This window comes from Xanthomarina sp. F2636L, assembly GCF_026410195.1.
Classification (GTDB): domain Bacteria; phylum Bacteroidota; class Bacteroidia; order Flavobacteriales; family Flavobacteriaceae; genus Xanthomarina.
Genome location: NZ_JAPMLM010000068.1, coordinates 189,261 through 205,542, shown reverse-complemented (window position 1 = coordinate 205,542; position 16,282 = coordinate 189,261). Strand labels below are relative to the sequence as shown.

Annotated in this window: 15 protein-coding genes and 1 tRNA gene; 7 read left to right on the top strand and 9 right to left on the bottom strand. The window is 32.3% G+C overall.

From position 1 onward, the window contains the following. The first annotated feature begins 195 nt into the window (after positions 1 to 195). From OS191_RS08345 to OS191_RS08325, 5 genes are all read left to right on the top strand, one after another. Positions 196 to 645: a GatB/YqeY domain-containing protein gene (locus tag OS191_RS08345; protein WP_267155242.1), complete on the top strand. Its 450-nt coding sequence runs from the start codon at positions 196 to 198 to the stop codon at positions 643 to 645. A 26-nt stretch (positions 646 to 671) separates the two neighbouring features. Then, entirely contained in the window at positions 672 to 1,109 is a 438-nt protein-coding gene (locus OS191_RS08340; protein ID WP_267155241.1) for a DUF8479 domain-containing protein, read from the top strand. A 50-nt stretch (positions 1,110 to 1,159) separates the two neighbouring features. Beyond that, positions 1,160 to 1,233 (top strand) — tRNA-Arg (locus OS191_RS08335). Positions 1,234 to 1,380: 147 nt separating this feature from the next. Continuing rightward, positions 1,381 to 2,223, top strand: a complete 843-nt coding sequence (locus OS191_RS08330) for a zinc-dependent peptidase (protein WP_267155240.1) — start codon at positions 1,381 to 1,383, stop codon at positions 2,221 to 2,223. Between the two features lie 76 nt (positions 2,224 to 2,299). Continuing rightward, positions 2,300 to 2,719, top strand: coding sequence for a CBS domain-containing protein (locus OS191_RS08325; RefSeq protein WP_267155239.1), 420 nt, complete (start codon positions 2,300 to 2,302; stop codon positions 2,717 to 2,719). A gap of 48 nt (positions 2,720 to 2,767) precedes the next feature. Here OS191_RS08325 and rpe read toward each other — a convergent pair whose 3' ends face one another. Both rpe and OS191_RS08315 read right to left on the bottom strand, forming a co-directional pair. After that, positions 2,768 to 3,430 carry a ribulose-phosphate 3-epimerase gene (gene rpe / locus OS191_RS08320; RefSeq protein WP_267155238.1) on the bottom strand — a complete coding sequence of 221 codons (663 nt, stop codon included), beginning with the start codon at positions 3,428 to 3,430 and terminating at the stop codon, positions 2,768 to 2,770. A 164-nt stretch (positions 3,431 to 3,594) separates the two neighbouring features. After that, entirely contained in the window at positions 3,595 to 4,458 is an 864-nt protein-coding gene (locus OS191_RS08315) for a sigma-70 family RNA polymerase sigma factor (protein ID WP_267155237.1), read from the bottom strand. 164 nt (positions 4,459 to 4,622) lie between these two features. Here OS191_RS08315 and OS191_RS08310 point away from each other — a divergent pair, with 164 nt between their 5' ends. Continuing rightward, the gene (locus OS191_RS08310; protein ID WP_267155236.1) at positions 4,623 to 5,018 is read left to right on the top strand and encodes a hypothetical protein; all 396 of its coding nucleotides are present in this window, start codon (positions 4,623 to 4,625) and stop codon (positions 5,016 to 5,018) included. 80 nt (positions 5,019 to 5,098) lie between these two features. Here OS191_RS08310 and OS191_RS08305 read toward each other — a convergent pair whose 3' ends face one another. From OS191_RS08305 to bsh, 4 genes are all read right to left on the bottom strand, one after another. After that, a complete protein-coding gene (locus tag OS191_RS08305; protein ID WP_267155235.1) occupies positions 5,099 to 6,298 on the bottom strand; it encodes a glutamate-5-semialdehyde dehydrogenase in 1,200 nt (399 codons plus the stop codon). A gap of 11 nt (positions 6,299 to 6,309) precedes the next feature. Beyond that, on the bottom strand, positions 6,310 to 7,086 hold the full coding sequence (proB, locus tag OS191_RS08300) for a glutamate 5-kinase (protein WP_267155234.1): 777 nt from the start codon (positions 7,084 to 7,086) through the stop codon (positions 6,310 to 6,312). Position 7,087: 1 nt separating this feature from the next. Then, positions 7,088 to 7,894 (bottom strand): pyrroline-5-carboxylate reductase, encoded by an 807-nt coding sequence (gene proC / locus OS191_RS08295; protein WP_267155233.1) that lies wholly within the window; start codon positions 7,892 to 7,894, stop codon positions 7,088 to 7,090. 298 nt (positions 7,895 to 8,192) lie between these two features. Continuing rightward, positions 8,193 to 9,230, bottom strand: coding sequence for a bile salt hydrolase (gene bsh / locus OS191_RS08290; RefSeq protein WP_267155232.1), 1,038 nt, complete (start codon positions 9,228 to 9,230; stop codon positions 8,193 to 8,195). 920 nt (positions 9,231 to 10,150) lie between these two features. Here bsh and OS191_RS08285 point away from each other — a divergent pair. Beyond that, a complete protein-coding gene (locus OS191_RS08285; protein ID WP_267155231.1) occupies positions 10,151 to 12,367 on the top strand; it encodes a tetratricopeptide repeat-containing hybrid sensor histidine kinase/response regulator in 2,217 nt (738 codons plus the stop codon). Between the two features lie 243 nt (positions 12,368 to 12,610). Here the strand turns inward: OS191_RS08285 and OS191_RS08280 are convergent, their stop codons facing one another. The 3 genes from OS191_RS08280 to accD form a co-directional block, all read right to left on the bottom strand. After that, positions 12,611 to 14,863 (bottom strand): polyribonucleotide nucleotidyltransferase, encoded by a 2,253-nt coding sequence (locus tag OS191_RS08280; protein ID WP_267155230.1) that lies wholly within the window; start codon positions 14,861 to 14,863, stop codon positions 12,611 to 12,613. 155 nt (positions 14,864 to 15,018) lie between these two features. After that, positions 15,019 to 15,288, bottom strand: coding sequence for a 30S ribosomal protein S15 (gene rpsO, locus OS191_RS08275; RefSeq protein ID WP_267155775.1), 270 nt, complete (start codon positions 15,286 to 15,288; stop codon positions 15,019 to 15,021). 117 nt (positions 15,289 to 15,405) lie between these two features. Then, positions 15,406 to 16,263 carry an acetyl-CoA carboxylase, carboxyltransferase subunit beta gene (gene accD, locus OS191_RS08270; protein ID WP_267155229.1) on the bottom strand — a complete coding sequence of 286 codons (858 nt, stop codon included), beginning with the start codon at positions 16,261 to 16,263 and terminating at the stop codon, positions 15,406 to 15,408. Positions 16,264 to 16,282: the final 19 nt, after the last annotated feature.

Here is a 16,282-nt window from a genome sequence, read left to right as displayed (position 1 = left end):
TAGCGATTAAGTTTAGTGTTTTGAGCTTCTTTAAAACCCGAATGATTTTATAGGTCTTTCGGGTTCTTACTTTTTTTTAAGCTTCATTTACCTAAATAATAGAATTTAACCCTGCATATGTTAAATGCAATTGATAAGATGTGCTCTTAACTAACAGCTTTTTATTATCTTCGTAACCTCTTAAAAATAAAAAAAATGAGTTTACAACAAGATATCATGACAGCTATAAAAGAAGCCATGAAAAACAAAGATCAAACGGCTTTAACGGCTTTAAGAGCAGTTAAATCGGCTATATTATTAGCTCAAACTGAAAGTGGCGCAAAAGAAGAATTAACCGAAGAAGAAGAGCTTAAGATCCTTCAAAAACAAGTAAAACAAAGAAAGGATAGTGCTTCTATCTATATAGAACAAGGGCGCCAGGATTTAGCAGATCCAGAATTGGCAGAAGCTGAAGTTATTAATCAATTTCTACCCGAAGCTCTTACAGATGAAGAAATTGAAAAGGTAGTAGTTATAACTATTGAAAGTGTTGGAGCAGAAGGTATGAAAGATATGGGTAAAGTTATGGGTATTGTAAGCCAGGAGTTGGCTGGTAAAGCCGATGGAAAGACTATTTCTAATATTGTTAGGGCAAAGTTGGCTTAATCTGAATAAAGATTTTAGAAATAAAAATGGAACAAAAGAAAAAAAAGAATCTACTCAGTACTTTAATATTAGTTGCTGTTGTTGTTATTTTTGCAAATTTAGGATCAAGATTTTTTAATTCTAACACAAAAGCTAAATTAAGCGAAAACAATACTTTGAGCGAAAGAGCTCTAATTATGAATCAGGATTGTCCATTTGTGATTGATGATAACACGAGATTGGATAGCGTAACTTCACCAAATAAAAACATCATACAAAATAATTATACTTTATTGAAAGATAATCTTGTTGATATAGATATAGATGTTTTCAAAGATGTTTTTAAACCTGAAATTACCAATCAACTGAAATCAAATAGGGAAGCTGAATTTTTTCGAAAAAACAATACCACTTTGATCTATAAATATTTTGATAAAGAACAACAATTTGTGGCTGACATTATTATTTTGCCAAGTGAATATTAAAAAAAGAGAATAATTATAATTTAGAGATTCCTGCTTTCGTAGGAATAATTGGCCTCGTAGTTCAACTGGATAGAATATCAGATTTCGGCTCTGATGGTTGGAGGTTCGAACCCTCTCGAGGTCACGAATAAACAAAAACAAGTTGGTATCCAGCTTGTTTTTTGTTTATAACTCTAAAATTAAAATATAATTTATTTAAGATTTCCTATTTAGAATTTTAATCCGAATTATGTTTTTAATTTACTAGATTTATCAAAGTAATCTCAAACCTATGATAGACCTACCAAAATTTCCAATAGAATACCTGCTTATATTTGGATTTTTACTTTTTGTATTATTGGGTTTAATTATTTATGCCTTGGTAAATATGGTAGAAGCGGCTTACGTTATGATCTATAAAAAGCCACTTTATCGGCATAGTTCGTTACTGCTTAAAAAATTACCCAAACAACAAAAATCTATTTTAGAAGAAAAGTTTATCTTTTATAAACGACTCCCGACTAAAGAAAAAAAATATTTCGAGCATCGATTGGTTCGATTTATTTCGCATAAAGAATTTATAGGAAGAAATGGGATTGTTGTTTCAGAAGAAATGAAAGTCTTGATTTCAGCCACTGCTGTTATGTTAACTTTTGGTTTTAGAAATTTTTATATCCGTTCAGTAAAAATGATTTTTATCTACCCATCCGAATTCTATTCTAAAACTAACGATGCCTATCATAAAGGAGAGTATAATTTTCAACTAAAAGCTTTGGTTTTGTCTTGGACCCACTTTTTAAAAGGCTATGATATAAAAAACGACAATCTCAATTTAGGAATCCACGAGTTTGCACACGCCATTCATTTAAATAGTATAAGAGAAAAGCACATTGGAGCAGCTATTTTTACTGATACTTTTTACGAATTAAACAAGTTGTTAGCCAATCAAGAAAATTTACGGCAACGTATGATGACTTCTGGTTACTTTAGAGAATATGCACTTACCAATCAATTTGAGTTTATTGCCGTAATTATTGAAACCTTTATTGAAACTCCTTCAGAATTCCGATCCCAATTTCCAGATGTGTATGCTAAAACCAAGCAAATGTTAAATTTTAATTTTTCTGGTTATTAGTCTGTTTACATGACTTTTGTCATTCTTTTTAATGTCTTATAAGGTTATCTTTAGTAAAGAATTTAAAACTAAACACATGAAACGAAGAGCACCAATTTCAGACATAATGACTAAAGAGGTCATTACATTAAATCATACAGACGATTTAGAGACTGCAGAGCGCATTTTTAAAACGAAGAAAATCAGGCATATTCCTGTAGTTAGTGGCGATAAAATTATTGGTATGTTAAGCTATACAGATTTGCTAAGAATTAGTTTTGCAGATGCCATAGATGAAGATGAAGAAAATGTGGATACTGTTGTTTACAATATGTTTACTATAGAGCAAGTTATGGCCAAGAACTTAACAAGCGTAACGTCTACAACAACCATAAAAGAAGTGGCAGAAATATTAGCTAAAAAAGAATTTCATGCTTTACCAGTTGTAGATAATAAAAAACTAGTAGGTATTGTTACTACTACAGATTTAATCAACTACTTAATTGAACAATTCTAACCAATTGATTTCTATTCTAACCAAAAAAAGCTCCAATTGGAGCTTTTTTTATGAATTAGCAAGGTGTTTTAATTGCTTGATGGTTTCTGTGGGATTATCGCTTTTAAATACATGACTTCCTGCAACAAAGGCGTCTGCGCCAGCATCTACCAATTGCTTGATGTTTTTGTCTGTAACACCACCATCTATTTCAATTTTAGTGCTTAGACCTTGTTCATCAATCATGCGTCTTAGTTTTTTGATTCTATTATAGGTCATTTCTTCAAACTTCTGACCTCCAAATCCGGGATTAATAGACATCAATAATACCATATAACATTTAGGTAAAATATCTTCTAAAACTGAGACAGGTGTAGTTAAGTTTAAAACCACTCCAGCTTTACAGCCAGCATCTTCAATTTGTGTAAGAGTTCTGTGTAAATGTACTGTGGATTCGTAATGAACGGTAATGATATTTGCTCCAACTTTAGCAAATTCTTCAATATAGCGTTCAGGTTTTTCAATCATTAAATGGACATCTAATGGTTTTGTTGCATGCTTTTTAATAGCAGCAATTACTGGCATGCCATAAGAAATATTTGGAACAAAATGTCCATCCATTACGTCAATGTGGAACCAATCGGCTTCGCTATTATTAACCATTTCTACATCGCGTTGCATATTGCCAAAATCTGCTGCTAACATGGAAGGTGCTATTAGTTTTGAGTTCATTGTTGAGTTGTTGTTTTGTTTTTGCAAAAATAGACAAAAAAATGAAGCCAGAGTAATCAGCTCTGGCTTCTTTCATCAATCAAAAAACGAACAGTAAAATTCCTGTGTAAACCGGAATTCCTAACTGTTTGTTATTGTAATTTAGTTGTAACCATTATAGATTACTATCCTAAATAAGTTTTTAATATTTTGCTTCTAGACGTGTGTTTTAATCTACGAATAGCTTTTTCTTTAATCTGTCTCACACGCTCTCTTGTTAGGTCGAATGTTTCACCAATTTCTTCCAAAGTCATTGGATGCTGGTTTGCTAAACCAAAGTATAAACGGATTACATCTGCTTCACGTGGTGTTAAAGTTTCAAGAGCTCTTTCAATTTCAGTACGTAAAGATTCGTGTAATAAATCTCTATCAGGATTTGGAGACTCTCCACTATTTAAAACATCATATAAGTTAGAATCTTCACCTTCAACTAAAGGAGCATCCATACTTACATGACGTCCAGAATTTTTCATGGATTCCTTAACATCGTTGATGGTCATGTCTAATTCTTTAGCAATTTCTTCAGCACTAGGAGGACGCTCATGAGCTTGCTCTAAAAAGGCAAATGTTTTATTGATTTTATTGATAGAACCAATTTTATTCAAAGGCAAACGTACAATACGCGATTGTTCTGCCAAAGCCTGTAAAATGGATTGTCTAATCCACCAAACAGCATAAGAAATAAATTTAAAACCACGAGTTTCATCGAAACGTTGCGCAGCTTTAATAAGCCCTAAATTCCCTTCATTTATTAAATCTGGTAGGGTTAAACCTTGATTTTGATATTGCTTAGCTACCGAAACAACGAAACGTAAATTAGCCTTTGTCAATTTCTCTAAAGCAAGTTGATCTCCTGCTTTAATACGTTGTGCTAATTCTACTTCCTCGTCTGCTGTAATTAAGTCAACTTTTCCAATTTCTTGAAGATATTTGTCTAACGAAGCGGTTTCTCTATTGGTAACCTGCTTGGTAATTTTAAGTTGTCTCATCTAATAAATGCCTGAATAAGTTAAGTTGTTACTATATGTTATAGTTATACGTTGAAAGAGTATATTTTGTTACAGAAAGATGTATTTATTTTTTTAAAGGTGATTTTATCTAAAATATGTAGAAATTTAGTATCTTAATTCCAGATTATAAATAAAAACATATCATGAAAAAATTATTATTTTTATTTTTTGCATTTAGTATGATACAAGTTTCAGCCCAAAATTTGTCGTCTACATCAAAAAGTGCTTCTTCCTCAAACGGTTCTATGATTGAGAATTTAGCTTCTGACCAAGTGAAGAGTTTAACAAGAAAGTTAAATTTAAACGAAAAACAACAAGAGCAAGTTTCTGGTTTGGTAATAAACCAATTAAAAAGTGACAAGTTTCAAAAAATTATAAGTGGATTAGGTGCCGACTCTTTAATGAATTCTAAAGATGGTGCTAGTCAAACAGATAATCTTCAATCTGCTTTATTGAGCGATGAAGTTTTTCAAAAAGAAATGGGTTCTGTTCTAGATAAAGAGCAAATGGAAAAGATGAAAGTTCTTATTCCTCAATAAGGAAAAGGTTAAAAATTATAAGCCCATCAAATATTAATTTGATGGGCTTTTTTATTAGAGATGTCTAATTAAGTTATTTACTATACGCGAACATGTCCATCCCCAAATACGTAATATTTATTGGTAACTAATTGATTTAAACCTAATGGTCCACGATGGTGCAATTTATCTGTACTAATCGCTAATTCGGCACCAACACCCATTTGCCCACCATCTGTAAATCGGGTAGAAGCATTGTGGTAAACTGCAGCGCTATCTACTTGCTCCATAAAGGTAGTTGCTTCCTTTTTGTCTTCTGTAATAATAGCGGTCGAATGTCCGCCAGAATAAGTGTTAATCATGGTAATAGCTTGATCCATACTGTCTACTTCGGCCAATAGAATTTTCATTGCTAAAAACTCTTCATACCAAGTATCTTCACTAAGAATTTGATCTTCACTGGTTAAAATCTCACCAATTTTTTTATCAACTACTAAAGAAACTCCTACATGATTTAAGGTTTCTTGAAGTTCCTTAATCTTTTCTTTATAATTAGAAATATTTTTGTCAATCAATACTTTATCTAAAGCATTGCAACCAGAAATTTTATTTGTTTTGGCATTCACAATTACTTTTACAGCTTTCTCCCAATTGGCATGTTTTGAAACATATAAAAAGTTGTTTCCACGTCCAGAAATTAGGACAGCACAAGTAGCATGATCTTTTACAAATTTAATTAGACGTTCGCCACCACGAGGTACAATTAAATCGATTTTCTCTGTTGGATTTCTTAAAAACTCTTGTGTTTCTTCACGTTTTAAATGAAGAAGTTTTATCCAATCTTTAGACAATTTATTTTCTTCTAAAGCTTCATGCCAGCATTTTTCAAGGATTAAATTACTGTTAACAGCCTCTTTTCCACCTTTTAATAATATTTTATTATTGGCTTTAAATGCTACAACTGCAGCTTCTATGGTTACATCTGGGCGCGATTCGTAAATTATCATTATCGTTCCAAAAGGTGCTGTTTTATTGGTAATTTGCAAGCCGCTATCTAAGGTCATGTCAGAAATAGTAGTACCCACTGGATCTACTTGATCACGAACTTCTTTTATGGCTTGAATCATACCATCCACTTTAGCAGAATTAACTACTAATCGATCGTATAAAGCTTGATCGTCTTTTTTAAAAGCTTCTAAATCTTGCTTGTTTGCTTTTATTATGTTTTCGCGTTCTCTATCAATAATTTTAATCATTGAATTTAAAACGTCGTTTTTCTTATCTGTATGTAATAATTCCATTTGTTTTGTTTTTAATGAATAAATTTGGTTCCTACTTCCTTGTCATTAACTATGTCAACAATCACATTTTCACGTTTTCCATTGGCAATATATGTTGGAATGTTTTTTTGTGCTGTGACTTTTGCAATACGTAATTTTGAAGCCATACCACCACGGCCTTCGCCTTCTTTTTTATCAGATTCTTTTACGTATTGTTCCACATCTTGATTAAAGGAAACCTCTTTAATCTTTATGGAATCTTCATCATCTGGATGTCCTGTGTAAAGTCCATCGGTATCTGATAAAATTATTAACCTATCTGCATCAATTAACTCGGCTACTAAACTTGCTAACTCATCATTATCTGTAAACATAGACATGGTTATAGAAACGGCATCATCTTCATTTGCAATTGGTACAATGCCTTCGGATAGAAGCCCTTCGTAACAGTTAATCATATTTTCGCGATGCATTCCAGGGTCAAAATCTCGTTTCGTTGCCAAAACTTGAGCGCAACGCATGCCATAATCGTGAAATAAACTATAGTAATGACGCATCATACGAGGTTGACCTACGGAAGAATATACCTGACGTCTAATGGATTTATCAGATATTTCGGTGTCGCCAATAACTTCTTTTCCTGCAATTGCCGAACCTGAAGAGACTAAAACCACCATAACATCGTTTTCATATAATACTGAAATCTGGCGAACAAGTTCTCTTAAAACGGGTCCTAAAATCCGGTTATCTTTATTGGTTAAAACGTTTGTTCCTACTTTTACTACTACGCGCTTAATGTCGTCGCTCATATTATTTTTCTTTTCCTAATTCTATTGCTCTATCAAAAGCAGCATATGCTGCATCTTGAATAAGCTGTTTAACATTATTATCGTCCATAGAGTCTATGGCTGCTTGTGTGGTTCCACCTTTTGAGGCAACACGATTAATCCAAGTTTCTGGAGAAATATTTGACTGGTTAAATAATTCAATGGCACCTTCAAAGGTGTTGCTAACCAGCACTTTGGAGTCGTAATCTGAAAAGCCCATTTTTAATGCGGCGTCCAACATAGATTGCATAAAGTAAAACACATAGGCTGGTCCACTTCCAGAAATACCTGTGGATGCATCAATAAATTTCTCAGTATCTACATGAATGGATGTTCCTGTTGTATCTAATAAATTTCGAACCATAATCAGTTCTACTTTAGAAACGTCTTCAGATTCTGTGTAAGAGGTAACACCCTTTCCAACTTTGGCTGGTAAATTTGGCATGGCTCTAACTACTTTTTTGGCACCTAAAAGGTCTTTAATTGTGTCAATTGTAACTCCTGCCATTAAGGACACAAATAATTGCTGATGGTTTATTAATGAAGTCATAGTTTTGAATAAGTCTTCAATATGATATGGCTTTACAGCAAGAAAGACAATGTCTGCTTTTGGTAAGCAAGCCTCTAAATTATCATAAACGTCAAAATGAGGTTCTTTGCTTAATTTTGTAATTTTATTTGGATCAGTATCATATATCTTTAGATTCTGTTTTCCTAATAAGGACGAATTCGCCATACCTTCAGAATACGTCAATCCCATATTTCCTGCTCCAATTACTAATACTTTCATGTTTTTGTAATGTATTGATTATCAATATTAATTTCTATATATTGTACAAGGACCATACGGAAGACCCGAAAAAATAAATTAATTTTCAGAAATCCTATATACATGTGTTTTGAGGATAATGCTTAGATAATTCGTAAAAATATCAAACATTTATTGTGAAATATGTAATTTTTCGAATTGACACAGCCGTCAAAAAGGTGACAGTATGTCGTTTTTTTGTGTTGTAGCCCCATTAGGTTTATATTATAAAAAAAAAGCCCTACACATCATGTAGGGCTTTTTTTAAATGTATTTTGGTTTACGGCGCTAACCATTTAAAAGGTTGAGCCGTTTCAAATTTGTTAGCAACGTTTCCAGATAAGATTGGGTGTCCTTCCAAATCAATTCTTCTAGGGCTTTTTACATTAGAAAGATCAATAGTATTTAAATCCACCCAAAAGACGTTTGGTGATATAGCCGATTCGTAATAATAAACTAAGTTTTTTTGATCTGCCACTGTTCTCCAAATTGTTGTTGCAATGTTGGGTGCGTCTGGATCAGCTATTCCTAAAGGAACTGAAACGTTACGTATAACGCTGAAGGCTGCCGAAACAGCCATACGGTTATCTTTAAATTTTGGAAGTGCTTTAGTGTAAAATGAGGCGCGCACGTATCTGTCGCTTGCTCTGTTTGTTCCAGGTAACATGGTCATGCCTCCAATATTTTCCCAATACTTATTTAAGGCTATTTGTTCTTCGTAAATAGGGGAGTTAGTCATAACGGTATGTTCTTTTCCTTTATGTATTACCAATTGGCCATCAATGTATTCTAATATAGCAGAATTACCAGTATTATCTGATAAAGACAAGTGTAAACCAGGATAAGAACCATTGGGTAAAGTGCTAGCAATGATACGGAAGGGCTCTTTCTGCAAGTGCTCTACTGCTTCGTCTACATTGGCATAATTATCTAATACAAACTGGGTCCATGCACCAATAGAAAGGGTTGGCTTATCGTTTGTAGCTCCAAATTTTGTTTCGGCTAAATAGAGAAGGTTGGCTACTAATCCTTTTTCGTTTATACCATCAACTGTAGCAATATCATATCCTGAAAGTACTACACTAGCATATTTAGAAGTCCAGGTTATGGAACCTGTTCCTAAACCGCCGTCTTTTTTCATGTCTCTTGGAAATAGCCAAATATCACTATGGACATCTTCAAACCAATCCATAGACCTGGCTGTAATGACTTGGTGGTCTTCTCCACAATAAACAAATCTGGTACATGCTGAAGACTGTAAAACAGAGGCGATAAGCAGTAGTAATGTGGTTCGTATTAATGAGTTTTGTTGTTTCATAAATTTGGGGTTATATGTAAGTAAAAAATATTCCTGTTAAAAGTACAAAATTACTTGATAACTTATGTTTATATTAAAAATAGAAAATCGGATCTTTTAACGAATGGCAAAAATCTGGATTTACTATGGTTATTTAAGAAGTCGTGTTATTTTTTACCACTTGTTTATTTTTTTTGTCATCACTACGATTAATCGACCTTTATTGTCAAGAGATCCACGAATAGGCCTAGCTATTCCGGTAGAGCAAGGAGGGAAATTATACTGTTAATAGAAACGCTCTTCTCCTTCATAAGAGGATATGTTTACCTAGTTTGCATTTCTTGAAGTTCCTAATGTAACTGTTGCTAATGCTTCATCCTAAACGGATTCAATAGTCTGATACTTAAAATATAAGCATACAAATGACATAAAAAGGCTTTGAAACAAATAGAATTTTGAGTGTAAATATAAAAAGTTAAGCCAAATACCAAACCTCCATAATGTGCATTAAATTGCTATAAACCATTATGGAAAACGGTAAATAAATTTTCACTTAAAACAATAAAAACGAACTTACTAACTGAAGTAATCTTATTATAAACGTTTTGAATTATATTACTACCAATAAATGTTTGGCTTAAAAATGTTTTTAATTTTAGAAGGTTCGCTATTTTGGTTTGTTGTAATCTAGAAGCGATTGTACTTTTTTTTTGAGGCTTGTATTTTGGGTTTGTTTGAAATTTATGTCTTTTAGCTATATACGACCAGAGTTTATAAAAGTTATTTAACAAAAATTTACGCTTTAGGAAGTTTATGACTGAAAGCAACATATAATATTCTTTTTTTAAAGAATTATTGATTGAGTATTACTTTTATCGGATTTTAACGACGTTTTATCTAAAAAAAAGGCTTTATTTTGTAAACCCAAATTGTGATTAGTGATGACTCCAACTACTAAAAATATTTTCTTATTACTTTCAGTTATTTTTAATTTGTTTTTTTCTTATGGCCAAGAATTAAATACCAAAAAACTAGTTGTAGACAAAGAGATTAGTGAATTGATTGATTCTTCAAGAGTATTTTTTAATTCTAATGAATATGATAAGTCTTTAGAAAACGCAAAAAAAGCACTTACATTAACACTTAAACATAACGATAGTAAACAAACAGCGATAGTTTATAATTTAATTGGCTTAAATTATTCTCATCATGAAGATGACGATAATGCTATTAAATACTTTAATAGGTCGCTTGTTTATGCTACTAAAATTAAAAATGATACTATTTTAAGCTGGGTTTATAACAACCTTGGAAATTTATATGCCTATAACAAAAAAGACAATGAGATTGGGGCAAAATATTATTTAAAAGCCATAGAACATTCTAAAAAAGTTAATAGAGTTGGATATTTATACTATCTCGCAAATTTGGCAAATATTTATATTGATGATGAATATTTTGAAAAAGGAAAACGTCTATTAGATGAAATAGAGCCTCATTTAAATGAATTTGAAAAGGAACGTGAATTACACTTTTATTACTATTTTTTGACAGGTAATTATAATGTTTGGCGCAATTTCAATGTTTTGGCGGAAGAAAATTATATAAAAGCTTACCAAATTTGTTTAGAAAGACCAAAATATTTCCCAAAATCTCATGAATTAGAAATTTGCCAATTATTAAAAGAATTTTATAAAAAAACTAATGTTGTAGATAAACTTGAAGAGTTTACTATAAAAACTGACTCCTTACAAAAAATATTACTCGATTTAGAACAGAATGAAAACATTGAACTTTTAAGTCAAAAAATTGAAAAAGAAGAGGTTAAAAGTAAGTTGGTTAAAGTAGAGGCGGAAAAAGAAATCCAAGACCAAAAACTTGCCAATCTAAAATTATTATCAATTTTAGTAGTTGTCATTTTTTTAGGCATATTATTACTTCTTTATTATCAATTTAAATTAAATAAAATAAGGAAAATTAATAATGAAGAATTAAAACATACTAATGAAGCGTTAAAAGTAGCAAAAGAAAAAGCAGAAGAAGCCACACTTTTAAAAACACAGTTTGTTTCTACAATTAGTCACGAGCTACGCACGCCACTTTATGGTGTTATTGGAATTACAGATATTATTGAGACCGAGCATAAAGAACTGGAAAACAGTCCGCATCTGAAAGCACTTAAATTCTCTGCTAATTACCTTTTAGCATTAGTCAATGATGTTTTAAAGGTTCATAAATTTGAAGAGAATAGCGTTGTATTAGAAAATAATCGTTTTGATATTGAAGAAAAACTTTATACAATTAAGGATTCTCTCTCTGTGATTGCCAAAAAACACCGTAATAAAATTGTAGTAGACGTCGATACTAAAATACCACAATTTGTTTTAGGAGATTCTATTCGATTATCTCAAATTATTATCAATTTAGTAAGTAATTCTTTAAAGTTTACCACTGATGGAACGGTTTCCATAACAGCAAAGTTGGAAAACCAAGAATCTAATTTAGTTTATATTTCCTTTACAATTTCAGATACTGGTGTTGGAATTCCATTAGAATATCAAGAAAAAATTTTCGAAAAATTTGTTCAAATTAACAGAAAAGAGGATGATTATCAAGGCACAGGAATTGGCTTAAGTATCGTTAAGAATTTAGTAACATTATTTAAAGGAACCATTTCTTTAAAAAGTGAGGAAAACGTTGGTACTTCGGTTGTGTTTACAATTCCATTAGAGTTTGAAAATGACACCCTAGAAAAACCAATAAATAATATTGAAGATGTCTTCTTTGAAGATTTTGGTTTAAAAATACTATTAGTAGAAGATAATAAAATAAACCAGATGGTTACTAAAAAGCTATTGGAAAATAATAAATATGTATGTGATATTGCAGATGATGGTTTTATGGCTTTGGAAATGTTAAAGAACACAACTTATGATGCCATATTAATGGACATTAATATGCCAAAAATTAACGGGTATGAAACGACAAAACTCATCAGAGAAAAGGGAATTACAGTTCCTGTAATTGCTTTAACAGCTTTTGAAAGAGAAGAAGTTTATGATACGGCAATAGCGTCTGGAATAGATGACATTATAGCAAAACCCTTTGATACTCGAAAACTTTTAAAAATGATCCGAAAATATTCTTCTGAATCCTAGTTTAATTCCACATTGGTTTTACTTCAAAATTCTTATTATACTTTTGTTATGTGCATACATTCTGTTATATTATTAGTTTTAGCTAATTAACAAATCTGAATGTATTAAGTTTTGTGTTAGTATTATCAAATAAAGATAATTTTTTATGGCATTGTCCAGAAACTTTTTGGCAAACATTAGACTAAAAAAAGCCTATTCAAATTAATGAATAGGCTTTTTATTTATAGATTTTAAAAAGATTTATTAATCCTTCTTATCTTCTCTTGGTTTCCTATCATCACGACGATTATCACGACCTTTATTGTCGCGAGACCCACGATTGTCACGTCCACCATTTCTGTTATTATCTCTAGGAGGTCTTTCTTTAAAACCTTCTGGTTTTGGTAAAATAGCTTTTCTAGAAACTTTTTCTTTTCTAGTTCTTGAATCTATTCCAAAGTATTTTACATCAAAAACATCTCCCATATTAACTACGTCAGATACGTTTTCTGTACGTTCCCAAGCTAGTTCACTTACATGTAATAAAACTTCGTTTCCTGGAGCTTCCGTATATTCTACTACAGCACCAAAATCTAACATTTTTATTACTTTTACTTCGTAAATACTTCCAACTTCGGGTTTAAATAATAAGGAGTCAATTTTTGCTAAAACTGCATCGATACCTTTTCTACCAACTCCTAAAACTTCTACAATACCTTCTTCCGTTTCTGGATCTTCGTTAATAACAATAGTGGTATCGGTTTCTTTTTGTAATTCTTGAATTACTTTTCCACCAGGACCAATTAAAGCACCAATAAATTCATTAGGAATACGTCTTGTTACCATGGTTGGAGCATGTTCTTTAACATCTGCATTTGGAGTAGCAATAGTGTCTGTTAGTTTTTCTAAAATATGTAAACGTCCTTCACGTGCTTGTTGAAGTGCATTTACAAGAATTTCGTATGAAAGACCTTTTACTTTGATATCCATTTGACAAGCAGTAATACCATCTGCCGTACCTGTTACTTTAAAGTCCATATCACCTAAGTGATCTTCGTCTCCTAAAATATCAGAAAGAACAGCGTATTTTCCAGATTCAGCATCGGAAATTAATCCCATAGCAATTCCAGAAACAGGTTTCTTTAATTGAACACCAGCATCCATAAGCGCCATAGTTCCAGCACAAACAGTTGCCATAGAAGACGAACCGTTAGATTCTAAAACTTCTGAAACTACACGAACAGTATAAGGACATTCATCAGGAATCATTCCTTTCAATGCGCGTTGCGCTAAGTTTCCATGTCCTACTTCACGACGAGACGTGCCACGAATTGGACGCGCTTCACCAGTTGAAAATGGAGGAAAGTTATAATGTAAATAGAAACGCTCTTCACCTTCATAAGATGGCATGTCTACCTGGTTTGCATCTCTTGAAGTTCCTAATGTAACTGTTGCTAAAGCTTGAGTTTCTCCACGGGTAAATATTGAAGAGCCATGAGTTGATGGCAAGTAATCTACTTCACACCAAATTGGTCTTATTTGATCAGTTTTCCTTCCGTCTAAACGTAAACCTTCATTTAAAGTTAAATCACGAATAGCTTCTTTTTCAGCTTGGTAATAGTATTTAGAAACTAAACCACCAAAATCTTCCAATTCCTCTTCAGAAAAAGTTGCTTTAATTTCCTCCTTTATAGCGTCAAAAGCAGCACTTCTTTCATGTTTAGAAGATCCAGCTTGAGCAATAGCATACACCTTATCGTATGCCATATCGTGAATTCTCTTCTCTAAATCTTTGTCTTCTCTTTCTGGCTCATATTCACGAACGTCTTTCTTTCCAAAGGCTTCAGCTAATCTAAGTTGAGCAGCACATTGTACTTTAATTGCTTCATGAGCAAATTTAATGGCATCTGCCATTTCTTCTTCAGAAATTTCATCCATTTCACCTTCAACCATCATTACAGAATCGGCAGAAGCTCCAATCATCATATCGATGTCAGATTCTGCTAATTGTGCACGTGTTGGGTTGATTACAAATTCGCCATTTACCCTAGCTACACGAGCTTCGGAAATAGCACATTCAAATGGAAAATCTGATAATTGAATAGCAGCAGAAGCAGCTAATCCAGCCATAGCGTCTGGCATAACATCATCGTCATGAGACATTAACTGAATCATAACTTGAGTTTCAGCATGGTAGTCTTTTGGAAATAATGGACGTAACACACGGTCCACTAAACGCATAGTTAAAACTTCACCATCACTTGGTCTTGCTTCTCTTTTAAAGAATCCACCTGGATAACGTCCAGCTGCAGCAAATTTTTCACGATAATCTACCGTTAATGGTAAAAAGTCGACATCGCTTTGTTTGTAGTTGGAAACAACTGTACATAATAACATACATTTTCCAGATTGAACTACAACCGAACCATGAGCTTGTTTAGCTAATTTTCCGGTTTCGATGGAGATTTCTCTTCCATCACCAAGGTCAATGACCTCTCTAAAAACTTTTGGAATCATAATTTTTTAATTCTAATTAAACATTGGTAGTTGTGTTGTTGTAGTAGTTGTGACCAATGAAAAACTATGAATAGCTTCTTATTCACGAATTTTAAACTCTTACGAATGAGGTATTATAAAACAAAAAAAGAGGCGCGAAGCCTCTTAGATTGTGATTATTTTCTTAATCCTAATTCTTTAACAATAGCACGATATCTTAAGACATCTTTCTTTATTAAATAGTCTAGTAAAGCACGACGCTTACCAACTAGCATTACTAATGAACGCTCTGTGTTGAAATCTTTACGATTCGTTTTTAAGTGTTGACTTAAATGCTCAATACGTTGCGTAAATATTGCAATTTGTCCTTCTGCACTTCCAGTATCGTTTTTTCCTTTACCGTGTTTTGCGAAAAGCTCTTGTTTTTCTTCTTTAGTTAAATACATTCTAATATTATTGTAAATGATTTTTATGTATATGAAAGATTTTCTTTCAAGCTGCAAATATACTACTTTTTCATTAATAGCAATCTTTTGCAAATATTTAATTTTATAAATTAAGGATTACTCTCTTAAAGGCTGATTAGAAATCAAGTCGATATATAAATTAACTTTGTTTTTTAGATTTTTTCTATGAGTAATAAAATCTAGAAAACCATGTTCTAATAAAAATTCAGACGTTTGGAAACCTTCTGGTAATTCTTGACCTGTGGTATCTTTTACAACTCTTGGTCCAGCAAAGCCAATTAAGGCTCCAGGTTCGCTAATATTTATATCTCCTAACATGGCAAATGAGGCTGTGGTTCCACCAGTTGTTGGATCAGTACATAAAGAAATATATGGAATTCCAGCATCTGCCAGTTGTGCTAGTTTAACCGAGGTTTTAGCTAACTGCATTAAAGATAATGCAGCTTCCATCATTCTTGCTCCACCAGATTTAGAAATAATCATGAAAGGAACTTTCTTTTTTAATGAGTAATCTGCAGCACGTGCAATTTTTTCGCCTACAACAGAGCCCATAGAACCACCAATAAATGAAAAGTCCATACATGCAACTACTAAATCTTTACCTTTAGATTTTCCAACAGCAGTACGTACTGCGTCTTTTAATTTGGTTTTTTCTTGAGCCGCTTTTAAACGGTCAGGGTATTTTTTTGTGTCTTCGAACTTTAAAGGATCCTTAGATTCTAGTTTCACATCTAATTCTTTAAACTTATTATCGTCGAATAAGATTTCGAAATATTCTTTACTTCCAATTCTTACATGGTAACCGTCTTCGGGACTTACATAAAAATTTTGTTCAAGTTCTTTGGTATCTACTATTTTACCAGTAGGAGATTTATACCACAAACCTTTAGGAGTATCCTTTTTTTGTTCGGTTGTGGTTTGAATTCCTTTTTCTTTTCTTTTAAACCAAGACATATCGATATACGGTTTTAGA